This is a genomic window from Rothia sp. HMSC064F07, from assembly GCF_001837265.1.
Taxonomy (GTDB): domain Bacteria; phylum Actinomycetota; class Actinomycetes; order Actinomycetales; family Micrococcaceae; genus Rothia; species Rothia mucilaginosa.
Genome location: NZ_KV831928.1, coordinates 251515 through 277913, shown reverse-complemented (window position 1 = coordinate 277913; position 26399 = coordinate 251515). Strand labels below are relative to the sequence as shown.

Annotated in this window: 19 protein-coding genes, 1 tRNA gene, 1 rRNA gene and 1 pseudogene; all 22 read left to right on the top strand. The window is 58.0% G+C overall.

Annotated features, from left to right (window positions below; all coding sequences use genetic code 11):
• Positions 1-96 precede the first annotated feature (96 nt).
• The 22 genes and pseudogenes from rrf (at position 97) to HMPREF2712_RS08780 (ending at position 26008) form a co-directional block, all read left to right on the top strand.
• Positions 97-213 (top strand): 5S ribosomal RNA (rrf, locus tag HMPREF2712_RS08875).
• A 255-nt stretch (positions 214-468) separates the two neighbouring features.
• Positions 469-1557, top strand: a complete 1089-nt coding sequence (locus tag HMPREF2712_RS08870; RefSeq protein ID WP_070819791.1) for a tetratricopeptide repeat protein — start codon at positions 469-471, stop codon at positions 1555-1557.
• 188 nt (positions 1558-1745) lie between these two features.
• Complete coding sequence (locus tag HMPREF2712_RS08865; RefSeq protein WP_070819790.1) at positions 1746-2783, top strand: HAD-IIA family hydrolase; 1038 nt, start codon at positions 1746-1748, stop codon at positions 2781-2783.
• The gene (locus tag HMPREF2712_RS08860) at positions 2776-2943 is read left to right on the top strand and encodes a hypothetical protein (protein WP_005506658.1); all 168 of its coding nucleotides are present in this window, start codon (positions 2776-2778) and stop codon (positions 2941-2943) included. Before HMPREF2712_RS08865 ends, HMPREF2712_RS08860 begins: the two co-directional genes overlap by 8 nt.
• A gap of 90 nt (positions 2944-3033) precedes the next feature.
• Positions 3034-3762, top strand: coding sequence for a TlyA family RNA methyltransferase (locus tag HMPREF2712_RS08855; protein WP_070616645.1), 729 nt, complete (start codon positions 3034-3036; stop codon positions 3760-3762).
• Positions 3763-3979: 217 nt separating this feature from the next.
• A pseudogene (gene merR / locus HMPREF2712_RS08980) lies at positions 3980-4300 on the top strand (Hg(II)-responsive transcriptional regulator); the annotation flags it as partial.
• 35 nt (positions 4301-4335) lie between these two features.
• Complete coding sequence (gene merA / locus HMPREF2712_RS08975; RefSeq protein ID WP_083309159.1) at positions 4336-5994, top strand: mercury(II) reductase; 1659 nt, start codon at positions 4336-4338, stop codon at positions 5992-5994.
• A gap of 312 nt (positions 5995-6306) precedes the next feature.
• Positions 6307-7314, top strand: a complete 1008-nt coding sequence (locus tag HMPREF2712_RS08850) for an NAD kinase (protein WP_141752166.1) — start codon at positions 6307-6309, stop codon at positions 7312-7314.
• A gap of 19 nt (positions 7315-7333) precedes the next feature.
• Positions 7334-9052 (top strand): DNA repair protein RecN, encoded by a 1719-nt coding sequence (gene recN, locus HMPREF2712_RS08845; RefSeq protein ID WP_070819789.1) that lies wholly within the window; start codon positions 7334-7336, stop codon positions 9050-9052.
• A 340-nt stretch (positions 9053-9392) separates the two neighbouring features.
• On the top strand, positions 9393-11087 hold the full coding sequence (locus HMPREF2712_RS08840; protein ID WP_070600477.1) for a CTP synthase: 1695 nt from the start codon (positions 9393-9395) through the stop codon (positions 11085-11087).
• A 145-nt stretch (positions 11088-11232) separates the two neighbouring features.
• Positions 11233-11907, top strand: a complete 675-nt coding sequence (locus HMPREF2712_RS08835) for an NUDIX domain-containing protein (RefSeq protein WP_070819788.1) — start codon at positions 11233-11235, stop codon at positions 11905-11907.
• Between the two features lie 92 nt (positions 11908-11999).
• Positions 12000-13334: a tyrosine recombinase gene (locus HMPREF2712_RS08830; protein ID WP_070819787.1), complete on the top strand. Its 1335-nt coding sequence runs from the start codon at positions 12000-12002 to the stop codon at positions 13332-13334.
• A 94-nt stretch (positions 13335-13428) separates the two neighbouring features.
• Complete coding sequence (locus HMPREF2712_RS08825) at positions 13429-14289, top strand: ParA family protein (RefSeq protein ID WP_005506637.1); 861 nt, start codon at positions 13429-13431, stop codon at positions 14287-14289.
• A gap of 191 nt (positions 14290-14480) precedes the next feature.
• A complete protein-coding gene (locus tag HMPREF2712_RS08820; protein ID WP_070819786.1) occupies positions 14481-15509 on the top strand; it encodes a segregation and condensation protein A in 1029 nt (342 codons plus the stop codon).
• Positions 15502-16536, top strand: a complete 1035-nt coding sequence (gene scpB / locus HMPREF2712_RS08815; RefSeq protein ID WP_070819785.1) for an SMC-Scp complex subunit ScpB — start codon at positions 15502-15504, stop codon at positions 16534-16536. Before HMPREF2712_RS08820 ends, scpB begins: the two co-directional genes overlap by 8 nt.
• Before the next feature lie 87 nt (positions 16537-16623).
• A complete protein-coding gene (locus tag HMPREF2712_RS08810) occupies positions 16624-17760 on the top strand; it encodes a pseudouridine synthase (protein ID WP_070819784.1) in 1137 nt (378 codons plus the stop codon).
• An 18-nt stretch (positions 17761-17778) separates the two neighbouring features.
• Positions 17779-18948, top strand: coding sequence for a prephenate dehydrogenase (locus HMPREF2712_RS08805; RefSeq protein ID WP_070819783.1), 1170 nt, complete (start codon positions 17779-17781; stop codon positions 18946-18948).
• A gap of 54 nt (positions 18949-19002) precedes the next feature.
• Positions 19003-19695 carry a (d)CMP kinase gene (gene cmk, locus HMPREF2712_RS08800; protein ID WP_005507701.1) on the top strand — a complete coding sequence of 231 codons (693 nt, stop codon included), beginning with the start codon at positions 19003-19005 and terminating at the stop codon, positions 19693-19695.
• Between the two features lie 111 nt (positions 19696-19806).
• Entirely contained in the window at positions 19807-21387 is a 1581-nt protein-coding gene (der, locus tag HMPREF2712_RS08795) for a ribosome biogenesis GTPase Der (RefSeq protein WP_049353025.1), read from the top strand.
• Positions 21388-21601: 214 nt separating this feature from the next.
• Positions 21602-21675 (top strand) — tRNA-Pro (locus tag HMPREF2712_RS08790).
• A gap of 580 nt (positions 21676-22255) precedes the next feature.
• Positions 22256-23893 carry an L-lactate permease gene (locus tag HMPREF2712_RS08785; protein ID WP_070819782.1) on the top strand — a complete coding sequence of 546 codons (1638 nt, stop codon included), beginning with the start codon at positions 22256-22258 and terminating at the stop codon, positions 23891-23893.
• A gap of 492 nt (positions 23894-24385) precedes the next feature.
• Complete coding sequence (locus HMPREF2712_RS08780) at positions 24386-26008, top strand: L-lactate permease (RefSeq protein WP_070819781.1); 1623 nt, start codon at positions 24386-24388, stop codon at positions 26006-26008.
• Positions 26009-26399: the final 391 nt, after the last annotated feature.

Here is a 26399-nt window from a genome sequence, read left to right as displayed (position 1 = left end):
GAGTTGACTGGTACTAATAGGCCGAAGGCTTAATTTTCAAGAGAGTTTGTGTGTTTGCGTTCACTGTATGGTTTTTGGATAACAATCCCGTAGGTTTGCGGTGATTATAGCAAGAGGGAAACGCCTGGTTCCATTCCGAACCCAGAAGCTAAGACTCTTCGCGCCGATGGTACTGCACTTTTGTGGGTGTGGGAGAGTAGGTTATTGCCGCTTTATTATTCAATAGCCCCGGCTTCGCCGGGGCTATTTTTGTTTGGGGAGGCCCTAGGGCCTCCCCATTTGTCTTTAACATCCCATCAGTACGGGTGCACGGAAGGTGCTCTCTATACTAGAATGGTATGGCTTATGTTTAGGCATTAGCGGGTGTATCTAAAGCACCCCTCATAGAGTTGATGCCTCAGGCAGCGGTTCGACCGAATCGACTGCATACCCTACCCGCCCAAGAGCGGATACCTCCCAAGGAGATTCATGTCTGAGACCCCCCGTCACGAGTCTAACGGCTCCGGCCCCCGCCAGCACCGCAAGAACAGCGGAGGAAAGGACTTCCGCTCCAAGAAGGGCGGCAAGAACTTTGGCGGCAAGGGCGGTTTCAAGCGTAACGACCGCGGAGGCAAGAAGTTCGACGGCCGTCGCTCCGACTCCCGATCCAAGGCACCTCGCTCCAACGGTCCCGAGGCAGAAGCACCTCGCGAAGAAGTACGCAGTATCGGTGGCCGTGCAGGCTACCGCCCCGCAAAGCCCAAGGCGCCGGAAATCGACGACGACATCACCGGTCGCGAGCTGGACGGTGCTACCTTCCGTCAGCTGCGCGCCCTGGAACCGCGCAACGCAGAAACCGTCGCAAAGCACCTCGCCATGGCTGGTCGCTACCTCGACATCGACCCCGAATTCGCGCTGGAACACGCCGTTGCCGCATCCCGCAGTGCAGGCCGTATTGCCGCAGTACGTGAAGCCGTTGGCGTCGCCGCATACGTGGCAGAAGACTTCGAACTGGCACTGCGCGAACTGCGCACCCACCGCCGTATCAGCGGCTCCGTAGACCACCTGGCACTGCTGGTGGACTGCGAACGTGCGCTCGGCCGTCTGCCCAAGGCAATGGAAATGATTGCAGAGTTCAAGAAGGAAGAACTGCCCGCCAACGTGCGCGTGGAGCTCGCCATCGTTGAATCCGGCATCCTTAGCGATCAGGGCAAGAAGTCTGAGGCTGTCGTAGCACTGCAGATTCCTCAGCTGAACCCCAAGCGCGCCTTCGAGTACAGCCCCCGCCTGTTCAGCGCATACTCCGACGCGCTGGCTAACGCAGGCCGTAACCAGGAAGCAGAACGCTGGGCACGCCTCGCATTCATGGCAGAAGCAGCACTGGGCCAGGGCAATTTCGCAGAACCCGAAATCTTCGACATGTTCGGTGAAGCTGGCCTCTTCGAGCAGGAAGAGAAGTCTGTAGAACTCACTGAGACCGCAGAAGAAGCTGAAGAAACCGCAGAAGAGGAAGTAGCTGAGGACGAGAAGACCGAAGCGCCCAAGACTGAAGAAGCAGAAGAAACCTCCGCAGAATAAGACTGCAGAGAATCTAAGAATTCTAAATACGTGACCTAAGTGTCAGCGTGAAACCGCTGGACGCCACACCCAAGCAGGGGAGAGCGTCCAGCGGTTTTCCATATAATCACCCGAAGGCACCAACGCTAGAGTGTCTAACAGGTACGATTAATAGCGACAACCGCCAGAGACCCCGAGAGGAACACTCTATGACCACGAATGCACTCCTATCCCGCTACGATGCCCTCCTCTCCGATCTGGACGGCGTGGTCTACGCGGGTCCCTTCGCCATCGAAGGCGCACCCGAAGCGCTCAACCGTGCTGAAGAAGAACTCAACGTACCGGTCATCTTCGTCACCAACAACGCATCGCGTTCCGTAGAATCCGTAGCAGAGCACCTGCGTGAACTGGGCGTGCACACCCGAGCAGAACGAGTCGTCAGCTCCGCACAGGCAGGCGCAGCACTGCTCGCACAGCACGTACCCGCAGGCTCCAAAGTACTCATCACCGGCACCGAAGCACTCGCCGACTGCGTGCGTGACGCAGGTCTGGAACCCGTACGTACCGAAGCAGAAGGCCCCGTAGCCCTCATCCAGGGCTTCAACCCGAAGATGGGTTGGGAAGACCTCGCAGAAGCCGCCTACACCCTCGCAAATCCCGATGTGCTGTGGATCGCAACCAACACCGACCAGAGCATCCCCAAGGAACGAGGCCAGGCACCCGGTAACGGCACCCTCGTAGCAGCCGTGGCAAGCGCAACCCGCCGCACCCCGCTTGTCGCGGGCAAGCCCGAAGCGCCCATCTTCCACACCGCAGCGCAGGCTGTGAACTCCAGCCGCCCCGTCATCGTGGGTGACCGCCTGGACACCGACATTCTCGGTGCAAACAATGCAAAGATGGACGGCGCCCTCGTCCTCACCGGCGTACAGACCTACCAGGACGTCATCGAGGCCGTGCCGAACCAGCGTCCGACCTATATTCTGCGCACCCTCGAGGACTTCTTCGCGCCCTACCCCGAAATTGAGGTGCTCTACGAAGGGTACGAAGTCATCGCAACCGGCCCCACCTGGCAGGCACGAGTTCGCGGTGAAAACCTGAGCCTGACCGGCCCCGAGATTGAAGACACCGAAGCATTCGCGGGCAGCGAGAGCGAAGCCGAAGCATGGCGCGTAGCCTGCGCAGCATGGTGGGCAGCAAACCCCGAACAGGGCGCACGCCCCAACATCCAGGGGATCCCCGGTGCCTAAAGAACCGGAGACTAATAGCACGGCAGAGGAAACCGCTGAGCTTGATGCAGAATTCGAGCGCCAACTCGCGGCGACCCTCGCCATGGACCCCGTAGAGCGTGTCAAGCGCCTCGAAACGATGAGCGAGCAACTGGAGAAGGACCTCGAAAACCTCTCCTAGTTCGCAGCAGTGATCCCTCAGAACAGCAATGCTCTGAGGAGCACTAGATAACCCGTCACCAGACGACGACAGAAAGAAGACAAGGACACCGTGCGCCTCGATAAATACCTGGTCGAAGCCGGATTCGTGAGCTCCCGAACCCTCGCCGCAAAACTCATCGCGGCAGGAGACGTGCAAGTCAACGGCAAGGTTGCGCGCAAAGCGTCCATGCTTGTGGGCCCGGAGGACACCCTCTACGTGCGCCAGAGCGAGCTGACCGAATACGTCAGCCGCGCAGGCCACAAACTCGCAGGTGCCCTCGACGCGTTCCCCGATATCGAGGTAGAAGGCAAGCGTTGCCTGGATGCGGGAGCATCCACCGGAGGCTTTACCGACGTGCTGCTTCGCCGAGGAGCAGCCCACGTAGCCGCCGTTGACGTAGGACACGGGCAGCTCGTGGACACGCTACGCGAAGAACCGCGAGTTGGCGTGTACGAAGGACTCAACGTTCGCTACATGAAGCCCGAAGACATTGGTGGGCAGGTCGAACTGACGGTTTCTGACCTCTCGTTCATCTCACTGACCCTGGTTATGGAGGCGCTAGCGAACGCCACCGAAACCGGCGGCGACCTGGTGCTCATGGTCAAACCGCAGTTCGAGGTCGGCAAGCACCGCATTGGACGCGGGGGAGTGGTGCACGAAGAATCTGCCCGCCGTGAAGCAGTGGAAAAAGTTCAGGCATCTGCGGTGAGCCACGGGTTGCGTGTGATGGGTATGGAACCCAGCCCGCTCCCCGGACAGGACGGCAACGTAGAGTACTTCCTATGGTGCAAAAAATAAAGGGTCTTCGGAATATATAGTGGAATTACTTTCTTAATAGTTTAAAAACAACTGGTGTTTAAATCGGATTTTCTGGTGGGATGTTAGGATAATCAATAGTATTATATAAAAGTATCAATCACATACGAGTGATACTTTGGGAAAAAATAAAATAGTCCAATTTACTTGACCGTGTACTATGGTACATGGTTTATAATATTCAGGGGGGTGAAATAAGATGATTTATCGCATTAGTGAGTTTGCAGATAAATGTGGAGTTAATAAAGAAACGATCAGATATTACGAGCGAAAAAATTTATTACAAGAACCTCACCGAACGGAAGCTGGTTATCGGATATATTCATATGATGACGTTAAGCGTGTTGGGTTTATTAAACGAATACAGGAACTTGGTTTCTCTTTAAGCGAGATTTATAAATTACTTGGTGTTGTAGATAAAGATGAAGTTCGTTGTCAAGATATATTCGAATTTGTTTCTAAAAAACAAAAGGAAGTGCGAAAACAAATAGATGATTTGAAACGAATTGAAACTATGTTATAATAGAAAAATTAACAAACGAAAGGAGCTTTTTTATGAATAAATTTAAGGTAAACATTTCAGGAATGACTTGTACGGGTTGTGAAAAACACGTAGAATCAGCACTTGAAAAGATAGGTGCTAAAAATATTGAGTCTAGTTATCGTCGTGGTGAAGCAGTATTTGAACTGTCCGATGATATTGAGGTTGAAAGTGCAATAAAGGCGATTGCTGACGCAAATTATCACCCGGGCGAAGCAGAAGAAATACAAGTGCAATCGGAAAAAAGGACAGATGTAAGTTTAAATGATGAAGGTAACTATGATTATGATTACATCATCATCGGTTCTGGTGGAGCTGCCTTTTCATCTGCCATTGAAGCCGTTACTTTGAACGCAAAAGTGGCTATGATTGAGCGTGGAACGGTGGGTGGAACTTGCGTTAATGTCGGATGCGTTCCTTCTAAGACCTTATTAAGAGCAGGGGAAATCAATCATCTAGCAAAAAATAATCCATTTGTAGGATTACACACTTCGGCTTCAAATGTTGATTTAGCGCCATTAGTAAAACAAAAGAATGATTTAGTAACCGAGATGCGAAATGAAAAATATGTGAATTTAATTGATGATTATGGTTTTGAATTAATAAAAGGTGAAGCAAAATTCGTAAATGAAAATACAGTTGAAGTAAATGGCAATCAAATCACAGCCAAAAGATTTTTAATAGCTACAGGTGCTTCTTCAACTGCACCTAATATTCCCGGATTAGATGAAGTAGATTATTTAACAAGCACTAGCTTATTGGAATTAAAGAAGGTTCCAAATCGTCTTACCGTAATTGGTTCAGGATATATCGGCATGGAATTAGGACAACTATTTCATAACCTCGGGTCAGAAGTCACTTTGATTCAAAGAAGCGAGCGTCTATTAAAAGAATACGATCCTGAAATTTCAGAAGCCATTACTAAGGCCTTAACAGAACAGGGAATTAATTTAGTAACAGGTGCAACCTATGAACGAGTTGAGCAAGATGGAGACATTAAAAAAGTTCATGTTGAGATAAATGGTAAAAAGCGAATTATTGAAGCAGAACAATTGCTAATTGCCACTGGAAGAAAACCAAATACAGAATCATTAAACTTACATGCAGCAGGCGTTGAAGTTGGTTCCCGTGGTGAAATTGTCATTGATGATTATCTTAAAACGACCAATTCCCGAATTTATTCAGCTGGAGATGTCACTCTCGGTCCCCAATTTGTTTATGTAGCTGCTTATGAAGGTGGACTTGCTGCTCGTAATGCAATCGGAGGACTAAATCAAAAGGTCAATTTAGAAGTGGTTCCAGGCGTTACGTTTACTTCTCCATCGATTGCAACGGTTGGTTTAACGGAGCAACAGGCAAAAGAAAAAGGATATGAAGTGAAAACATCGGTATTGCCGTTGGATGCTGTTCCAAGAGCGCTCGTTAATCGGGAAACAACAGGTGTTTTCAAATTAGTGGCAGACGCGAAAACATTGAAAGTGTTAGGGGCGCATGTAGTGGCAGAAAACGCAGGAGACGTAATTTATGCAGCAACATTAGCTGTGAAATTCGGTTTAACTGTTGGAGATCTGAGAGAAACGATGTGTCCATATCTAACAATGGCAGAAGGATTGAAGCTGGCTGTCCTAACTTTTGACAAAGATGTTTCGAAATTATCTTGCTGTGCAGGCTAAGGGAACTTTTTTACAACTCCCTATTCAACGGTGTCGAAAGTAAATATAGTGCCGAAAATAAATAGTGCTAAGGCAGTCTGAGAGAAACCGCTCGGTAACGCAGGACGCGTTGAGGGCGGGGCTTTCTCAGGCTGCCGCGCTATTCGCAGGTATTTTTACAGGTATTTTAGAGATACCCCAGCCGTACGCTATTCGAAATAATTTTCTAAAAATATAGCTCTTTAGAAAATCTTCGAGAACATATTCGGTATGATAGGTGTAGATACACCATCTCAACATCCCGATCTCAACACTCGATGGGAGAGAGTCGTTATGGCAGAACACGAAAGCCACGCACCGCAGGAAGCAACCGCGCAGGTAGCTACCGCAGGTGCGCGTCATGGTTCCGAAGACTCGGTGGAACAACGTCACCGTAAGATTCTCGTCTTCGCCCACGTGGGGCGCAAAGAAGCACGAGATGCCGCCCGACAGGCATGCACCCAGCTCTACGAAGCGGGACTCGCACCCGTCATGACTCGCTCCGATCTGGAGACCCTGAGCGAAAACTGGGACGAGCCCGTCCCCGTGCAGGTCGTCCACGAATCTGTAGCGCTCATTGATATTGAACTCGGCGTGGTGCTCGGTGGTGACGGTTCGATTCTTCGTGCCGCAGAAATGGTACGCCGAACCAGCGTTCCGCTCATCGGCGTGAACCTGGGACACGTTGGCTTCCTCGCCGAATCCGAAGAGAGCGACCTGACCGAAACCGTTCGCTGCATCGTCAACAATGAATACACCGTTGAAGAACGCATGGCAATCGATGTGGAAGTCTGGAACGACGGCAAGCGAGTGCACAGCGACTGGGCGCTGAATGAAGCCAGCGTCGAAAAGGGCAACCGCGAAAAAATGATTGAAGTCATTATCGAGGTGGACTGCCGCCCGCTCAGCAGCTTCGGTTGCGACGGTGTGGTCATGGGAACCCCCACCGGCTCGACCGCCTACGCTTTCTCCGGTGGCGGCCCGGTCGTCTGGCCCGAAGTTGAAGCAATTCTCATGGTGCCGCTCTCGGCTCACGCGCTCTTCGCGCGCCCGCTGGTAGCAGCGCCGACCTCCACCCTGGCGGTAGAAATGATGCCCGGAAACGGCGCCTCCGGCGTGCTCTGGTGCGATGGCCGCCGAACCGTGGAGTTGGACCCCGGCTCCCGTATTGAGGTGCGACGCTCCGAAAAGTCGGTGCTACTCGCCCGTATTCACCCGGCTCCCTTCTCTGAACGATTGGTGCGTAAATTTGAGCTTCCGATCCGTGGCTGGCGTGGCCCGCAGGACACCGAGAAGCACTAAAGAAAAGGAATGAACGTTCGTGATTGAGGAAATCCATATTCGAGACCTCGGCATCATCACCGATGCGAGGCTCCCCCTCGAACCCGGATTCTCCGTGCTGACCGGCGAAACCGGCGCAGGTAAAACCATGGTCGTAACCGCCCTCGGCATGCTCCTGGGTGCCCGATCCGACGCATCCGGCGTGCGCAACGGCGCCAAGAGTGCCCTTGCCGAAGCAGTGATTCGCCTGCCCCACGGGCACCGAGCCCTCGAGCTTGCCGAAGAAGCCGGCGGCACCGCCGAAGACATCGACGAACAGACCTCCGAGCTACTTCTGGCACGCACCGTCAACGCCTCGGGGCGCTCCCGCGCCCACGTCGGCGGTTGCTCCGCACCCATCGGAACCCTGTCTCAGATTGGTCAGACTCTTGTTGCAGTCCACGGCCAGTCCGATCAGTTGCGCCTCAAATCAGCGGCAGAGCAGCGCCAGTCCCTCGACCTGTACGCCGGTGAAGAGCTCTCCAACCTGCTGGAGAAGTACCGCGAAAACTACGAGCGATACCGCGCCGCTGCCGCAGAGCTGAAGGAAGTACGCGAAAACTCGCGCGCACGAGCCCTCGAAGCGCAGACCCTGCAGGGTGCCCTCGAAGAAATCAGCGCCGTCAACCCGCAGGCCGGGGAAGAAGAAGAGCTCAAAGCCGAAATGGTGAAGCTCATGAACGTTGAAGCGCTACGCATTGCGTCGGCAACCGCCTCCGCAGCGCTCAGCGGTAGCGAATACTCCACCGGCGACGAGCAGAGCGTCATGAGTCTGCTCGATGCAAGCCGCTCCGCGCTACAGGCGCAGGCAGACGCTGACGAAGAACTTGCCTCCCTCGCCGCGCGCGTCAACGAACTGTTGATTCTTGCCACCGATATCTCCTCGGAGCTGTCCTCCTACATGGCATCCCTGGATGTTGAAGGCCCCGAACGTCTGGCGCAGGTGCAGACTCGCCGCGCCCAGCTGGCGACCCTCACCCGCAAGTACGGTGCCGATATTGCCGAGGTCCTCGAATGGGCCGAAGAATCCCGCGCACGCCTCGAGACCCTGGTGGATGACCCGCAGCGACAGGAAACCCTGGAAACCGAGCTGGTACAGCTACGCAAGGTGCTTGGCGCCCAGGCAGAAGAGCTGACCGCCCTGCGCCGTGCCGCCGCGCAGAAACTGGCGGACGCCGTCAGCGAAGAGCTCACTGCTCTTGCCATGCCGAATGCCTCCCTGGTCGTGGAAGTTGCCGAAGCCGAAAAGTTCTCGGTACACGGTCGAGACATCGTGACCTTCATGCTGGCGCCCCACCGAACCGCCGTGCCGCGCCCGCTCGGTAAGGGCGCCTCCGGCGGCGAGCTCTCCCGAGTGATGCTCGCCCTGGAAGTAGTGCTTGCTGAAGTGGACCCCGTACCCACCTTCATCTTTGACGAGGTGGACTCCGGCGTGGGCGGTAAGGCCGCTATCGAAATCGGTCGCCGCCTCGCCATGCTCGCCCGACACGTGCAGGTTCTGGTGGTCACCCACCTGCCGCAGGTCGCAGCCTTCGCGGACCAGCACATCCTCGTGCTGAAAAACGATGACGCGTCCCTCTCAAAGGTCAAGGTGCTTTCCGAAGAGGAGCGCGTGGTGGAACTGGCGCGAATGCTCTCCGGGCACGATCAATCAGAATCAGCGCGAGAGCACGCCCGAGAGCTGCTGGCCGCCGGTCGAGAAGTGCCGCAGGGACGCTGAAACTGACGGCAAACCGGCAGGGAAAAGCATGAGGAAAGTGCTGGCAAAAGCGCCGAAAGGTGGCATCTTTCGCACTAAAGACCATCAAAAGAGCTGAAGTGCGCGAGCCTGCCTCGGAAAGTTGTCGGTGCAGCCCGCGCCGGTGACCAATAGCGGCGCATGGAGCTCAGAGGATGTGAGATACTCTGTGAATGCTCCTACACCTGCTTCTACACGGCGCGGCGGGAATAATAAATCCCCAGCTCCGTTTACAGTGGTGATAAGGACAAATAGGGGAGGGAAAGCCGCCTGAGAGAATCCTCTCGCGGCAAAACCCTCTGCTTGGATAGCAGACAAGAAAATGGTAGGCTTAAATTCCGTGGTGAATGAAAAAAATAACGCTCTGAACGCGTCCTCTAACGACAAGGTAACCCGCCAGATTTTCGTGACCGGCGGCGTTGCATCTTCTCTCGGTAAGGGCCTGTCGGCCTCTTCCCTCGGTCAGCTTCTTCGCGCACGTGGCCTCTCTGTGACCATGCAGAAGTTCGACCCCTACCTGAACGTCGACCCCGGTACGATGAACCCCTTCCAGCACGGTGAAGTCTTTGTCACCGACGACGGTGCTGAAACCGACCTCGACATCGGACACTACGAGCGCTTCCTGGACGAAAACCTCGACCAGTCCGCTAACGTGACCACTGGCCAGGTCTACTCCTCCGTCATCGCAAAGGAACGCCGCGGCGAATACCTTGGCGACACCGTCCAGGTCATCCCTCACATTACCGACGAAATCAAGGCCCGTATGCGTCACGCAGCGGAAATTGACAACGCACCCGACATCATCATCACCGAAATCGGTGGTACCGTCGGCGATATCGAGTCCCTGCCCTTCATGGAGGCGGCACGCCAGGTACGCCGCGATGTTGGCCGCAAGAACGTCTTCTTCCTGCACGTCTCCCTGGTGCCCTTCATCGGCCCCTCCGGCGAGCTCAAGACCAAGCCGACCCAGCACTCCGTGGCAGCACTGCGCGGCCTGGGCATCCAGCCTGACGGTCTGATCCTGCGATGTGAGCGTGAGGTCCCCGTATCGCACCGTACCAAGATTGGTAACGCATGCGACGTGGACAGCGACGCAGTCATCTCCTGCGCCGACGCACCCAGCATCTACGACATCCCCAAGACCCTGCACAGCCAGAAGCTCGATGACTACATCCTCGACTACTTCGGCATTGAGGCTCCCGCACCGGACTTCACCCAGTGGGACCGCCTGCTCGACGCAGTGCACCGCCCCGCAGCAGAGGTCAACGTTGGCCTGGTCGGTAAGTACATCGACCTGCCCGATGCATACCTGTCCGTCTCCGAGGCTCTGCGCGCCGGCGGCTTCGCAAACAACGTGAAGGTCAACATCAAGTGGGTTGCAGCGGACCTGTGCGCAACCGACGAAGATGCAGACCACCAGCTGCGCAACATGGACGCAATCCTCGTGCCCGGCGGCTTCGGCATCCGCGGCCTGGACGGCAAGATCGGCGCCCTCAAGTACGCACGCGAGCACAAGCTCCCGACCCTGGGCATCTGCCTCGGCCTGCAGTCCATGGTCATCGAGTACGCACGCAACGTACTGGGTCTGACCGAAGCATCCTCCACCGAGTTCGATCCGGAAACCTCCGTACCGGTCATCGCAACCATCGAAGAGCAGAAGCAGTTCGTCGAAGGTGCAGGCGACCTGGGCGGCACCATGCGCCTGGGCCTGTACAAGGCAAACCTGGTTCCCGGCTCTCAGGTAGCTAAGGCGTACGGTGCAACCGAGGTTGCAGAGCGTCACCGCCACCGCTACGAGGTGAACAACGAGTACCGCGAGCAGCTTGAAGAAGCAGGCCTGCGCATCTCCGGTACCTCCCCGGACTCCTCGCTGGTCGAGTACGTGGAACTGCCCGCAGAAGCACACCCCTACTACGTGGCAACTCAGGCACACCCCGAGTACCGCTCGCGTCCGACCCGTCCGCACCCGCTCTTCTCCGGCCTGATTAAGGCTGCTCTGGAGCGCCGCGGCGCCTAACGTCTAGGCACAAACGTTCAGCATCCCGTTCACCCCGCGCAGGGGAGAGCGGGATGCTTTCGTTTAAGCGTGAGCGTGGTCTACTCCGCGCCCACACCTGACGCGCCAAACGTAGCGGGGCTAAGAAGCCGCCTACAATGAAAGAATGAGCAACAACCAGCAGATTATTGATGCACCCTCCGAACGCACCATCCGCACCCGCACCGTGAAGTACAGCGGCTACGTGATCGAAACGGCCGTTGAAGAGTACGAACTCAACAAAAACACCGTGCTGACCCGCGACGTCGTGGAAATGCCCGGCGCCGTCGCCGTGGCGGTCCTCAACGACAACAACGAACTGCTGATGCTCAACCAGTACCGCCACCCGGTGCGCATGAACCTCTGGGAAGTACCCGCAGGACTGCTCGACATCGACGGTGAAGACCCCCTGGTCGCCGCGCAGCGCGAACTTGCCGAAGAGGCAGACCTGCAGGCAGACACCTGGAACGCACTGACCGACTACTTCAGCAGCCCCGGCGCAACCAGCGAAGCAGGCCGCGTCTACCTGGCGCGTAACCTCTCGGAACTGCCCGCCGAAGAACGTAGCGAACGCACCGACGAAGAAGCAGAAATGACCTACCGCTGGGTGCCCCTCGCCGAGGCAGTACAGCTGGTGCTGGGCGGAAAGGTTCATAACGCGCTCGCTATCCAGGCGGTACTCGCCACCTACGCGGCGGCGCAGAACAACTTTGAAGGTCTGCGCCCCGCCGAGGGCGGCTGGGAGTTCCACCCCTACATGGGACAGCGCCGCGAAAAGCCGGAGAACTTCCGCAACCACTAAGAACCGAACGTAGGGCGGGGGAGTAGCCCCGCATACGGCAAACCCAAACGTCAAGAGGCCCAAATATCAACAGAACCGGCAGAGGAGATAGCGTGAAGCAGGCTAAAAGCACGGTGAGCAAGACATCCCGCGGCGCGGGTCTGCTCGGCGTGCCCTCTTCTGCCGGTTCCTCCGCGCTGGGTTCTTCTGCTCTGGATTCTTCTAGCCTGGGTGCTTCCCACCAGGAGGCACAGACCCCGCTCCAGAAAGCCATTGACCAGTACCTCATCCACCTGCGCGTGGAACGAGGAAGCAGCGAACACACCATTGCCTCCTACGCGCGCGATTTGCGACGATACAGCACCTACATGGCGACCCTCGGCGTCATCGACCCCGAACGCATCACCACCGCGCAGGTACGCTCCTTCATGCGGGAACTCGCCGCCCCCACCGTGCCCCTTGCCGGATTCGAAGCGGGGGAGAAGAACAAGCAGAACGAGCAGGAATCTCAGGAAGCGCAGGAAGAAGCCGCAGAATCGCTGGCGCTGATGATCGCCTCCGAATCGGGGCGAGGGACAGGAAACGGGCGCGCTGGAAATGGGCGCGCTGGGAAAGGTCGTGCCGGACAGCCGGAGAAAGCCGGGGCACCAGAAAAAGAAACGCCAACCGCTGAAGGGGCACCGAACCTGCCCCTGCCCTTGGGACCGAACTCCATCGCCCGCACCATGGCGGCAGTCCGCGGAGCACACGCCTTCTGGGTCTCCGCGCTCATCGTGCCCACCGACCCGGCGGCACCGGTCACCCCGCCCAAGAACGTTAAACGCCTACCCAAAGCAGTCAGCGTAGAAGACATCCAACGGCTACTCGCCGTACCCGACCGCGAAACCGCCACCGGGCTACGCAACCGAGCCATCCTCGAATTCCTCTACGCCACCGGCGCGCGCGTGAGCGAAATGCTCAATGCCGATATTGACGACGTGCACTTCGAGGGAACCCTCACCGACGAAGACGGCAACCAGATCACTCTGCCCGGCTACGTTCGACTCTTCGGTAAGGGAAACAAAGAACGGCTCGTACCCATCGGAAGCTACGCCCAAAAAGCAATCCAAGACTACCTGGTGCGTGCCCGCCCCTCCCTCGTAGCGCACGGTAAAGGCACCGCCGCGCTCTTCGTCAACGGACGAGGCGGCAGACTCGGACGCCAAGGCGCCTGGCTCATCCTCAAAGAAGCCGCCGAAGCCGCCGGGCTCAGCTCCGACTTCTCACCGCACTCCATGCGCCACAGCTTCGCAACGCACCTGCTGCAGGGCGGCGCCGATATTCGCGTGGTGCAAGAACTGCTCGGACACGCCTCCATCGCCACCACGCAGGTGTACACCAAGGTCACGCCCGAGGGGCTCATGGAGGTGTACCGAATGGCGCATCCGCGTGCTCACGAACGGGGATAAAACCCCGTCAATCCGCGGAACAGCCGCTCTTGAGGTAACCTTATAGACAACGCTTAAACTTTAAAACTTCCAATTCATTGATGAAGGTGAACCATTGACTGAAGCTCAGGCTCAAGAACTCGGCCCCACCGGTCGACCCCTGCGCGTATACCCCGACCCGGCTCCGCTGAGCAGCCACGGTCCCGCCCGCATTATCTCTATGGTGAATCAGAAGGGCGGCGTGGGTAAGACCACCTCCACCATTAACCTGGGCGCGGCACTGGCAGAATGCGGCCGTAAGGTGCTGCTGGTCGACTTCGACCCGCAGGGTGCTCTCTCCGCCGGTTTCGGTGCGAACCCGCACGAACTGGACCTGACCGTCTACAACGTCATGATGGACCGCAAGGTCGACATTAAGGACGTCATCCTGCCCACCGGTGTGGAGAACATCGACCTGCTGCCCGCCAACATTGACCTCTCCGCAGCTGAAGTTCAGCTGGTCAACGAAGTGGCTCGCGAGCAGGTTCTCGCCTCGGCACTGCGCAAGGTCCGCGACGAATACGACGTCATCCTCATCGACTGCCAGCCCTCCCTGGGCCTGCTGACCGTCAACGCACTGACCGCCTCCGAAGGTGTCATTATTCCGCTGATTTGTGAGTTCTTCGCGCTGCGCGCCGTCGCACTGCTGGTCGACTCCATCGAGAAGGTTCAGGACCGCCTGAACCCCGACCTCGAAATCTCCGGCGTACTCGCCACCATGTTCGACGCGCGCACCATCCACTCCAAGGAAGTTCTGGCACGCATCGTGGACGCATTCGGCGACAAGGTCTTCGACACCGTCATCAAGCGCACCGTGAAGTTCCCGGACGCATCGGTGTCCGCTGAGCCGATTCTCAGCTACGCCTCCAGCCACCCCGGTGCGGAAGCATACCGCCAGGTGGCGCGCGAACTGATCTACAAGGGCGGCGCACGCTAAAGCCCCCACACCTATACGCCCTCTGCTGAGGTGACTCTCACCCTTGAGTCACACCGGCAGAGGGCGTATAATTGTGTGGATTCTAAAGACCCCGCACGTTGCTTACGCCGAAAAATAGGCGAAGTGAAAGCCGCATCTGAGACGGCACCAACACAGCCGGGGAGAATAAACCTAAGGAGAATAGGTCGTTTATGACCACGAACGTCGCTGCCGTGAGGGTACCGACACCGAACGCAGACACCGCCGCGAATGCCCGGACTGAGGGTCGCGGCCTGCAGAACCCGGAACGCGGTTTCACCCTCACCCTCAGTAATTTTGAGGGTCCCTTTGATCTTCTACTGACCCTGATTTCGCGCCGCAAACTCGACATTACCGAGGTGGCGCTTGCAGAGGTTACCGACGAGTTCCTCGCATACCTGCACGCCCTCTATGCTGAAGGCACCGAACGTGCACTCGACGAAGCCAGCGAATTTCTGGTCACCGCCGCAACCCTGCTGGAACTCAAAACCGCACGCCTGCTCCCGCAGCATCGTGAACCCCTCGAAGAAGACGTTGCACTGCTGGAGGCACGCGACCTGCTTTTCGCCCGTCTGCTGCAATACCGCGCCTACCGCGAAGTCGCCGATATTTTTGCTGAACGCTGGGCGCAAGAAGCGCAGCGTTTTCCCCGTGCGGTAGCCCTCGAAGAACGATTCGCCCAGGCACTTCCCGAGCTGGTTTTCACCGGAGGCGCCGAAGAGTTCGCCCGCATCGCCGCAGCAGCGCTGAGCCGAACCCCCAAAGAGCCCGAACCGGAACCCGAAGAAATCGTTGAAGAACTCAACGAGCACCTGCACGTTCCGCTAACCACCATCGCGGCTGAAGAACACTACATTTTGCACAGCCTGCTCGATACCGCGGCGCGGGAACTGAGCTTCGCCGAACTGGTTCAAGGATCCGGCGAACTAGAAATCGCGGTGGTTCGTTTTCTCGCCCTGCTTGAGCTCTACAAAGAAGGTGCCCTGCACGTGGAACAGGACGCACCGCTCGGAGCTATTCGGGTACGTGCGAGCGCGAGCGCGGCACAGTTCGTGATCCGTGAAGAAACTGCAGACACCGCAGGCACACAGGATGCGCACGAAACCAGCGAAGCACCTGAATCACCAGAATCACCCCAAGTGAACGAATCTGCGAACGAATCTGAAGCTAACACGGGATCGGTAGAGGAGGATTATGAGTAATCACGGCTCACGCTTTGACCGTGAATTCACCCCTGATGACCTTGCCATCGTGAACATGGGCTACTGGGATCCGAACGCAGATGAGGATTCGGAACAGGCAGACTCGGCGCCGGCAGAGGCGGTAGAGGCGGAAATTTCAAAGCCTGCTGAGGCGGACGCTGAGCCGGCTGAGCACGAGGTAGCGGCAGCTCCTCTGGATGAGGTGACCGAAGATGCCGAGGTTACCGAAGAAGCTGAGGAGGCTGAAGCCACTGAACCGGTAGAGGACTCCGATGGTTCCGACATTTCCGACAGCTATGAGGAATCGCAGGAAACTGTATCCCGTGAGTCGAAGGAGCCGGCAACAAAATCGGTAAAGATTCCGGCGGGAGGCCCCTCCACCGCACCCAGCGTGGCGGTCGATGCCGAAGCCGAATTCTCCAAGGTCGAGGCAATCCCCGGCGGCGTCAAAAGCGCCATCGAAGCAATCCTCGCCGTTGCCGAAGCACCCGTGAGCGTGCGTGAACTCTCCGCCGCGCTCATCGTCAGCGAACGAGCTGTTGAGCACGCGCTCGACCAGCTGTACCGCGAGTACAACGGCGAAGAAAGCGGCTACGGAGAAGACGAAAACCGGGTGGCGCCCGAACCGCGCGGATTCCAGTTGCGGAACATCGCAGGAGGCTGGAAGCTCTACGCCCGCGACGACTTCGCCCCCTGGGTGGCACGCTTCGTGACCCGCTCCAAGAGCGCAACCCTCAGCAAACCCGCCTACGAGACGCTCGCCGTGATTGCCTACCAGCAGCCGGTGACCAGGGCGAGGGTAGCCTCCATTCGAGGCGTAAACGCGGACGCGGCAATCCGTCAGCTACTGCAACGGCAGCTGATTCGTGAGGCCGGTCGTGAAGCCGGAAGCGGCGCGACCCTCTACGAAACCACGGAGCTGCTGCTGGTAAAGCTCGGGTTGAACTCCCTGGAGGAGCTGCCGGCGCTCGCGCCCTTCCTGCCCGATGACACGGAAGCCGCAGTGCTTGCCGAAGGCAACGACTAAGACAACGACAACGAATCAATAAGACGAAGGAACGTTCGGGAAAAGCCTGAAACGTTCGCACTATACGACAGAAAAGAGAAGAACACCATGGCATATGGAAACTCCTCCCGCGGCGGCCGCTCTGCATCCGGCCGCCCCCAGAACTCCCGCGGTGGCCGTCCCGGCGCTAAGGGCGCATCCGCACGCGGCGGTCGTCCCGGCGCACCGAAGAGCGGCGCAGGCAAGGGCGGCGCAAAGGGCTTCGGCGAGAAGAAGTTCGGTGACAAGAAGTTCGGTGACAAGAAGTTTGGCGAGAAGAAGTTCGGCGCAGGCCGCGCAGGTCGAGGCCGCGGTACCGAACTGCCCAAGCGCGAACGCCGCGCACCGGGCCGCCCCTACCGCTCCGGTGAAGCCTTCGCAAACGAGCGCGGCGAATACCGCGTCAGCAACTACGCTGGCCCGCACCGCCCCCGCCGCCCCCGCAACGCCCCGGTAGACCACTACGAGTTCTACGACCACGACGGCGTGCGCCTGCAGAAGCTGCTGGCTCAGGCCGGTGTGGCATCCCGCCGCGTCTGCGAAGAAATGATTACCGAAGGCCGCGTCACCGTTAACGGTGAAGTCGTGACCGAGCTGGGTGTGCGTGTGGACCCCTCCAAGGTGACCGTGCAGGTGGACGGCATGACCGTTCAGACCAACGACAAGCTCGTCTACATGGCATTCAACAAGCCCGCCGGCGTGGTCTCCACCATGGAAGACCCCGAAGGTCGCCCCTGCATCTCTGACTTCCTGCGTTCCTCCATGAGCGAGCGCGTGTTCCACGTGGGCCGCCTGGACGTCGAAACCGAGGGTCTGCTGCTGCTGACCAACGACGGTGAACTGGCGAACCGCCTCACCCACCCCTCCTACGAGGTGCCCAAGACCTACCTGGTGCAGGTTCCCGGTCCGATGGAGCCCGGCGTCGGCGCAGCCATGAAGAAGGGCATCCGCCTGGAAGACGGTGTGACCCGCGTTGACGAGTTCAAGCTGGTGGACTCCACTCCCGGCCACGTGCTCGTTGAGGTGACCATCCACTCCGGTAAGAACCGCATCGTGCGCCGTCTCTTCGACGCTGTCGGCTACCCGGTCGAGCGTCTGGTCCGCGTTGAAATGGGCCCGATCCGTATTGGTTCGCAGAAGCAGGGTACCGTCCGTAACCTCTCCAAGGTCGAGATCGGTCACCTGCTCGCTTCGGTCGACATGTAATAACGCTAAGGAGTTGTCATGAGCTCGCCCGCTGAGCTTTCCACATCTGAGCTGCCCATCGACTCAACGCTGACCGGGCCGGTACTCATTATCGGCTCGGGTCTGCTGGGTGCCTCCATTGGTTTGGGGTTGCGTGCGGCAGGATGCGAGGACGTGTACGTCCAAGATATTTCACCCACCGCCGAGGCTGTGGCGCAGGATATCGGTGCCGGTACAAGCTTCTCCACCCTGTCGGAGGAGGAACGCGCCGCGTTCGCCCCGCAGCTGGTGGTGGTGGCTGCGCCTCCGGATAGTGCCGGTGCCGTGTGCGCTCGCGCGTTGAACACCTATGCGCCTCGACCGGAGGCGGGCTACCCCGGCGCCGTGGTGACGGATGTTGCCTCGGTGAAGGTGCAGCCGCTGGCTGATGTGCTTGCCTCGGGTGCGGATGCGTCCCGTTACGTGGGTTCGCATCCGATGGCTGGACGTGAGAAGTCTGGCCCGGTGGCTGCTCGCGGTGAGCTGTTCCAGGCGCGTCCGTGGATTATCTGCGAGCACGATTCGGTTCGCCCCGAGTGTGTGCGTCTGGTGCGTTCTGTGGCGGTGGAGCTGGGTGCGATTGTGACTTCTCTGAGCGTTGAGGAGCATGATCAGACGGTTGCCCTGATCTCTCATGTGCCGCAGGCGATGAGCTCGCTGTTGGCTTCGCGTCTGCAGGACACTCCGCTGTATGCGTTGTCCCTGGCGGGTCAGGGTTTGCGCGATACGGTGCGTATCGCGGCTTCGGACCCGACGCTGTGGGTGCAGATTTTTGCGGCGAACGCTGACCCGATTGTGCAGACCCTCTACGGGGTGCGTGATGACCTGAACCGTCTCATCGCGACGCTGGAGAACCCGACGGCATCCGGCGCTCGCCTGGATTTGGCTCAGCTGATGAGCGAAGGCAACGCGGGCGTGAGCCGTATTCCGGGTAAGCACGGTACTGCCCCCGCCGCGTTCGCAAAGATGACGGTGCTGGTGGACGACACCCCCGGCACACTGGCTCGTTTGCTTGCCGAGATTGGTGAGCTGGGCGCGAACCTTGAGGATTTGCGTCTGGAGCACTCGACGGGTGCCCCGGTGGGTATGGCTGAAATCTCGGTCAATCCGTCTATTCATGAGGCGCTGGTCCGCGATTTGTCGGCTCGCGGTTGGCGTGTTGTGAAGTAGAGTTAAAGCTGTATTTTCCGGCATAAAGTTTGAGACGAATTTTAAGGAGTGCTGATGCACGAGAACCCTAAACTGACGATTGCTATTGACGGTCCCTCCGGTTCCGGTAAGTCGTCTGTGTCGAAGGAAGTTGCACGCCACTTTGGCCTGGCGTACCTGGACACCGGTGCAATGTACCGTGCCGCAACCTACCGTGTGCTGGAACTTGGCATTGACCTGAACGACGCTGAGGCGATCGCGAAGGCTGTCGAGGAGATGCCCCTGGTGTTCGGTACGAACATTAAGGAAGAAGAGATTCTGATGGGCTCGACCGATATCCGTGAGGAGATTCGTAGCGAGCGCATTTCTTCGGCTGTTTCTGCTGTGGCTTCGGTGCCGGCGGTTCGTGAGCACCTGATTGGCCTGCAGCGTTGGATGATCAACCACGCTATTAACGGCATGGTCGCTGAGGGCCGCGACATCACCACCGTGGTTGCTCCCGATGCTGATGCGCGCATCCTGCTGACTGCTTCTGAAGAGGTGCGCATGGCGCGCCGCGGCCTGGAGAACGCGGAGAAGTCCGGTGCTTCGGGTGACTTGAGCAAGCAGATCGCTGAGCGTGATGCGAAGGATTCGAAGGTCAATAACTTTATGGAAGCTGCCGAGGGCGTGACCCTGGTGGACAGCTCGGATCTTGATTTTAATGCGACGGTCTCTGCAGTGATTAACGCTGTGAATGACCAGTTGAAGGCGAAGCGCGCGGGCTAGGCCCCGCCGAAACGCTGGGGGAGTGGTGCATCCGCTCCCGAGAAGACGTTGAGCCGCGCTCGCGTGCTGACCCTTGGGTTGGGCGTGGGGCGGGTAGAGAAAGGAATGCGCATGGCTGAGGACGCTATCCGCGACGATTACGAAGATAAGTACCTGGGCGGTGGCGAGGACGACGTTATCGAGCGCCTCGCTGAGATTGATGATGAGACCGCTGATCAGCGTGCTCAGGCTCTTCTTGAGGGTCTTGAGGACTACGACCTGGATGAAGAGGACCGCGCCCTGCTGGGTGCTTGGGGCTTCGACATTGAGGATGAGGAAGAGCAGCTCGCTGATCCGGTAGTGGCGATTGTTGGCCGCCCGAACGTGGGTAAGTCGACCATCATTAACCGTATTCTGGGCCGCCGTGAAGCGGTGGTTGAGGATAAGCCGGGTGTGACTCGTGACCGCGTGTCCTATAAGGCTGAGTGGCTGGGTAAGAGCTTCACCCTGGTTGATACCGGTGGTTGGGAGTCTGACGCTCGCGGTATTGATGCTCAGGTTGCTGAGCAGGCTGAGATTGCCGTGGAGCAGGCCGATGTTGTGGTCCTGGTGGTGGATGCCCGCGTGGGTGTGACCGCTTCGGACGAGCAGATCGTGCGTATGCTGCGCCGCGTGAAGAAGCCGATCATTCTGATTGCTAACAAGATTGACGACGCTCACCTGGAGCCGGAGATTTATAACCTCTGGTCGCTGGGTATGGGTCAGCCGTTCCCGGTGTCGGGTCTGCACGGTCGTGGCCTGGCGGATGCTCTGGACGAAATCCTTGAGGTCATGCCGGAGCACTCGCAGTTCGCTCAGCCGGAGGCGCTGGGCGGCCCGCGTCGTGTGGCTCTGGTGGGTCGCCCGAACGTGGGTAAGTCGTCGCTGCTGAATAAGCTGGCTGGTTCTGAGCGTGCCGTGGTGAATGACCTGGCTGGTACGACTCGTGACCCGATTGACGAGATTATTGAGCTGGGTGGCTACCCCTGGCGTTTTGTGGATACCGCGGGTATTCGCCGTCGCCAGCATATGGCTAAGGGCGCGGAGTTCTACTCTTCGCTGCGTACCCAGACTGCTCTGGAACGTTCTGAGGTTGCCGTGGTGCTGCTGGATGTTTCCGAGCCGATCTCTGAGCAGGATGTGCGTATCGTGCAGACCGTGATTGATTCGGGTCGTGCGATGGTTCTGGCATTCAACAAGTGGGATACCCTCGATGAGGACCGCCGCTACATGCTTGAGCGCGAGATTGAGCGCGACCTGGCGCACGTGCAGTGGGCGCCTCGCGTGAACATTTCGGCGAAGACCGGCTGGCACAAGGACAAGCTGGTGCCCGCCCTGGAGCACTCGCTGGAGTCGTGGGATTCGCGTATTCCGACCGGTCGCCTGAACGCGTTCCTGGGCGAGATTGTGGCCGCGCATCCGCACCCGCTACGTGGCGGTAAGCAGCCGCGTATTCTCTTCGGTACTCAGGTGTCTTCGCGTCCACCGAAGTTCGTGCTCTTTACTACCGGTTTCTTGGATCCGGGTTACCGTCGCTTCATTATGCGTCGTCTGCGTGAGACTTTTGATTTCACGGGTACTCCGATTGAGATTTCGATGCGTGTGCGTGAGCGCCGCTCCCTGGGTGAGCGTCAGAGCGCGAAGGCTAAGAAGGGTAAGGGCGGCCGCCGCTAGTAGCGGGGGTGTCTGCTTGATGCCGTGTTGCTGGGCTGGCCCCTTGCTAGGCTTGGCCCCCGCATGCTGAATTCTGTGCGGAAAATCTGCGAGGAAAAGATTTTTAAGATTTTTTCTAAAAATAGGGATTCTGGCTTGCGCGGGGGTTAAAAGCCCGGTATAGTTATTCGAGTGTTCAGGGGAAACCTTGAAAACAATATCGTGAATAACGAATCGGGTTGTGGCGCAGCTTGGTAGCGCACTTGACTGGGGGTCAAGGGGTCGCAGGTTCAAATCCTGTCAACCCGACAGATAAAGCTCCGGAAGGTTTTTCCTTCCGGAGCTTTTTTGTCTGCCGTTTAGTGGTTTTTGTTTTGCTTGCTTGGATGGGGAAATACGGGTGTCGGCGCTAAAAACACGGCTGGAAGCACTGAAGGGCGCTCTCTTCCTTGGGATGGCGGGGGAGGGGCCGGCATTGCACCTGTAAAGCGGTGGGGCTTTAGGTTAGTGTGCAATTATGAGCTTCGATCTAAATGTTGGAATATGCCCGATTTTGTGGGTGTTCAGTGGTACATTGGGTACACAAGGAATCGCGTTTTAGCGGTCAGAAATTTTAGCTTTGGCACTGAATTTCCCTTGACAAATCAAGGAATATTTAGGTTTCTGTGACTAAAACACGACTTCATACACACTGAATTTCATAGCCGCAAAACCAACACGAACCCAAGTGAAGGCAAATATCCCGGTGGGATAGCCTCCCCAACGCACAAGACGACAGGGAGCCAGGCCTTATGCACACGGCACACACACCGCCACGCGCACCATTGGGTAGGCTTTACGGCACAACTCGATCCCGCCCCTCCGGGCGCGGAAAGGAACGCAATACACTATGTGGCAGCAAGTCTACGACCCGCTGAACTCGAGCGCGCTCTCCGCACTCGTGGCAGCAGTCCCGATTATTTTCTTCCTTCTGGGCCTCACCGTCCTGAAGCTCAGCGGTATTAAATCTGCCGTTATCTCCCTCGCTATTGCACTGGTCATCGGTTGCGGCGTCTTCGGCATGCCCGTCACCGCAGGTGCAGGCTCCATCCTCCACGGCTTCCTCGCGGGTATGTGGCCCATCGGCTGGATCGTTCTCATGGCAGTGTGGCTCTACCGCATTTCCGTGCGTTCCGGCGGCTTCGAAATCGTTCGCTCCTCCATCTCCTCCATCTCTACCGACCAGCGCATCCAGATGCTGCTGATTGCCTTCTGCTTCGGCGGCTTCCTTGAAGGTGCTGCAGGCTTCGGTATCCCGATCGCTATCTGTGCTGCACTGCTCGTGTCCCTGGGCTTCAACCCGCTCAAGGCTGCAATGTTCGCGCTGATTGCTAACGTGAGCTCCGGTGCGTACGGTGCAATTGGTATCCCCGTGACCACCGCAGCAACCCGCGGCGGCGTGGACCTGCATGCACTGTCCATCGAAATGGTCCTGGTTATCCAGATCGTCGCAGCCCTCATCCCCGTACTGCTTGTTGCTATTCAGGACGGTCTGCGCGGTATCCGCGAAGTCGGTCTGGTAGCACTGATTGTTGGTCTGATTTACTCTGGCGGCCAGTCTGTCCTGCTCGCAGGCCTCGGTAACCCCGAGCTCGTCGACATCATCCCGCCGCTGCTGGCTCTGATTGCTCTGGCACTCATCATGCAGAAGTGGCAGCCCAAGAACATCTTCCGTGAGCCCACCGCTCCCTCCCTGGAAGAGGTTGAGGCTCAGCAGAGCGTCAAGCACACCGGTGGCGAAATCCTCAAGGCATGGAGCCCCTTCGTCTACCTGTCCGTCGTGATTCTGCTCTGGTCCACCGCGATGAAGCCGCTCTTCGCTAAGGGTGGTCTGCTCGCCTTCAGCAACTTGAGCTTCAACATTCCGTGGGTGCACCAGAGCATCCAGCAGGCTGCACCGATTGTTCCTACCCCCAAGGCATTTGATGTGGTATTCACCTGGAACATCATTGGTGCTTCCGGTACCGCAATTCTGGTGGCTGCAATCATCACCATCCTGACCTCCTCCATCAGCTGGGGCGAGGCTATCGAGGAACTCGGTGCAACCTGGAAGCAGCTGCAGACCCCGATCATCATGATCTGCCTGGTCATGTCCGTTGCTAACGTCATGAACTACGCGGGTATGATTACCTCCATCGCACTGGCTGTTGCCGCTGTGGGCGCAATCTTCCCGCTGCTGTCCCCGATCATCGGTTGGATCGGCGTGTTCGTGACCGGCTCTGTGGTGAACAGCAACATCCTCTTCGCTGGCCTGCAGGCTACCACCGCACATCAGATTGGTGTCAGCCAGACCCTGCTGATTGCATCTAACACCGCCGGTGGTGTGATGGCGAAGATTGTTTCCCCGCAGTCCATTGCAATTGCTGCTGCTGCTGTGAACAGCTCCGGCGAGGAATCCAAGATTACCTCCATGGCAATCAAGTACAGCGCAATCCTGCTGGCTATCACCTGTGTTTGGAGTTACGTTCTGTCCCTGGTTGTTTCCTAAACAGCGTGAAGCTCCGATGCGTGTGACCTGCCTTCCCTGAAAGGTGAGGTGCCCGCGACACGGTTGAGCGAAAGCCCCCTTCTACTTCGGTAGGAGGGGGCTTTTGCATTTCTGTATTTGTGGGCTGGGGGAGGTGTAAATATGCATATAAGTTTCATTTGTGCACACTTAAGGTCATCCTATCCTGAAGTCTCGGAGAAGACCTGTTAGCTTAGACAGATAAAGTCAAGAGCACCTAGTGAGAGGGAAAGGTTCCGCTCACCGCCGCCGCGCCACGGTATATTGCCTCGGTATATTGCCTCGGCATATCGCCACGTCAAGTAACCAAACGCCCGGCAGCTCAAGACCATCACGCTTCACCGATGGACCCATCCACGACGCAAGGACCGGGCCCATCGGTTTTTATGCGGCCTAACGCTTCCATACAGCACAGGCGCCGTACCGGAAGAAGCGACCGCTAATACACACAGACCGAAAGGAACACCCGTCCCAATGTGGCAGCAAACCTACGACCCGCTAAACGCGCCGGTGCTCTCCGCGCTGGTTGCCGCAGTGCCCATCGTCCTCTTCCTGCTGGGCCTGACTGTCCTGAAACTCAGCGGCCTCAAATCAGCACTGCTGACCCTCGGCACCACCCTCATCATCGGTTGTGCCGTCTTCGGCCTGCCCATCACCGCAGGTGCCGGTTCCATCCTCTCCGGCTTCCTCTCGGGCGCATGGCCCATCGGCTGGATCGTGCTCATGGCGGTGTGGCTCTACCGCATCGCCGTGCGCGCCGGTAACTTCGACATCGTGCGTTCCTCCGTCTCCTCCATCTCGAACGACCAGCGCATCCAGGTGCTGCTGATTGCCTTCTGCTTCGGTGGCTTCATCGAAGGCGCGGCAGGCTTCGGTATCCCGATCGCTATCTCTGCTGCACTGCTGGTATCCCTGGGCTTCAACCCTCTCAAAGCATCCATGCTGGCGCTGGTAGCTAACGCCGCATCCGGTGCCTATGGTGCTATCGGTATCCCCGTGACCACCGCAGCTAAGGTCGGCGGCCTGGACACCGCACACCTGTCCGCAGGCATGGTTCCGGTACTGCAGATCTTCGTCGCCTTCGTGCCGCTGCTGATGATCGCAATCCAGGACGGTATGCGCGGCATCCGCGAAGTCGGCCTGGTCGCACTCATGACCGGCATCATCTTCTCCGGCGGTCAGGCAGCTATCCTGATGCTGCTCGGCTCGCCCGAACTGGTCGACATCATCCCGCCGCTGCTGTCCCTGGTAGCACTGGCGCTCGTGATGCAGAAGTGGCAGCCCAAGCACATCTACCGTGAACCCACCGCACCCAGCCTCGAAGAAGCCCAGGCTCAGCAGAACGTCAAGCACACCGGCGGCGAGATTGTTAAGGCGTGGAGCCCCTTCATCTTCCTCTCCGCAACCATCCTTCTCTGGTCCACCGCGCTCAAGCCTGTGTTCGCAACCACCGGCCCGCTCGGTGCTGCAACCCTGGCATTCCCCATCCCTGGCATTCACGAAGCCATCACCACCGGTACCGGCAAGACCGTGACCGCGATGTTCTCCTGGAACACCCTGGGCGCATCCGGTACTGCAATTCTGGTGTCGGCACTCATCACCATCCTGACCTCGAAGATCAGCTGGGGCGAAGCCTTCGAAGAACTCGGCGGCACCTGGAACCAGCTGAAGATGCCGATCCTCATGATCTGCCTGGTTATGTCCGTCGCAAACGTCATGAACTACGCCGGTATGACCACCTCCATCGCTCTGGCGCTCGCGGCAGCCGGCCCGGTCTTCCCGCTGCTGTCCCCGATTATCGGTTGGATTGGCGTGTTTGTGACCGGCTCCGTGACCAACGCTAACGTGCTCTTCGCGGGCCTGCAGTCCACCACCGCAGCCCAGATCGCTGTTGACCCGACCCTGCTTGTGGCCGCAAACACTGCCGGTGGCGTGATGGGCAAGATCGTCTCCCCGCAGTCCATCGCGATTGCGGCGGCGGCTGTGAACAGCGCAGGCGAGGAATCGAAGATTACTTCCATGTCCATTAAGTACAGCGCTATTCTGCTGGGCCTGGTCTGCGTCTGGTCCTTCGCGCTGTCGCTCATGGCTGGCTAAAGCCATTCGTGAGTCTCATATTGGGGCAGATAGCAATAAGACGCTGAACCCCTAATGATTCTGAGGTAAAGCCCCCTTCTCGACCCGTGCGGTCGGGGAAGGGGCTTTATTCTTACCTGCCGCCGTATAGATTTAGGTCGGGTAGCAGAAAGGGTCTGGCCGGAGAAAAAACTACCGACAAGAGCTAAATCATAATGACTCTTAACTAGCGTTTCACACTGTAAAAGCACCCAGTACCTAGCAAAGGACCCACATGCCACAGTGATACAGTTCTCAGTGGGCATTGGCGCCGTAGGCGAGAGCACGAGCTAAGGAACTTTTAGCTTCGAGGCCTCCAACGAGAGAACCAACGCCCCGCATCGTGGAAATATCCTTCCCCGCGCCCCCTGCC

Excerpts from the sequence above, each read along its gene's own strand:
- HMPREF2712_RS08870 (WP_070819791.1), top strand. The coding sequence starts at position 469 with ATGTCTGAGACCCCCCGTCACGAGTCTAACGGCTCCGGCCCCCGCCAG.
- HMPREF2712_RS08865 (WP_070819790.1), top strand. The coding sequence starts at position 1,746 with ATGACCACGAATGCACTCCTATCCCGCTACGATGCCCTCCTCTCCGAT.
- merA (WP_083309159.1), top strand. The coding sequence starts at position 4,336 with ATGAATAAATTTAAGGTAAACATTTCAGGAATGACTTGTACGGGTTGT.
- HMPREF2712_RS08850 (WP_141752166.1), top strand. The coding sequence starts at position 6,307 with ATGGCAGAACACGAAAGCCACGCACCGCAGGAAGCAACCGCGCAGGTA.
- HMPREF2712_RS08840 (WP_070600477.1), top strand. The coding sequence starts at position 9,393 with ATGGTAGGCTTAAATTCCGTGGTGAATGAAAAAAATAACGCTCTGAAC.
- HMPREF2712_RS08835 (WP_070819788.1), top strand. The coding sequence starts at position 11,233 with ATGAGCAACAACCAGCAGATTATTGATGCACCCTCCGAACGCACCATC.
- HMPREF2712_RS08820 (WP_070819786.1), top strand. The coding sequence starts at position 14,481 with ATGACCACGAACGTCGCTGCCGTGAGGGTACCGACACCGAACGCAGAC.
- scpB (WP_070819785.1), top strand. The coding sequence starts at position 15,502 with ATGAGTAATCACGGCTCACGCTTTGACCGTGAATTCACCCCTGATGAC.
- HMPREF2712_RS08810 (WP_070819784.1), top strand. The coding sequence starts at position 16,624 with ATGGCATATGGAAACTCCTCCCGCGGCGGCCGCTCTGCATCCGGCCGC.
- HMPREF2712_RS08805 (WP_070819783.1), top strand. The coding sequence starts at position 17,779 with ATGAGCTCGCCCGCTGAGCTTTCCACATCTGAGCTGCCCATCGACTCA.
- cmk (WP_005507701.1), top strand. The coding sequence starts at position 19,003 with ATGCACGAGAACCCTAAACTGACGATTGCTATTGACGGTCCCTCCGGT.
- der (WP_049353025.1), top strand. The coding sequence starts at position 19,807 with ATGGCTGAGGACGCTATCCGCGACGATTACGAAGATAAGTACCTGGGC.
- HMPREF2712_RS08785 (WP_070819782.1), top strand. The coding sequence starts at position 22,256 with ATGTGGCAGCAAGTCTACGACCCGCTGAACTCGAGCGCGCTCTCCGCA.
- HMPREF2712_RS08780 (WP_070819781.1), top strand. The coding sequence starts at position 24,386 with ATGTGGCAGCAAACCTACGACCCGCTAAACGCGCCGGTGCTCTCCGCG.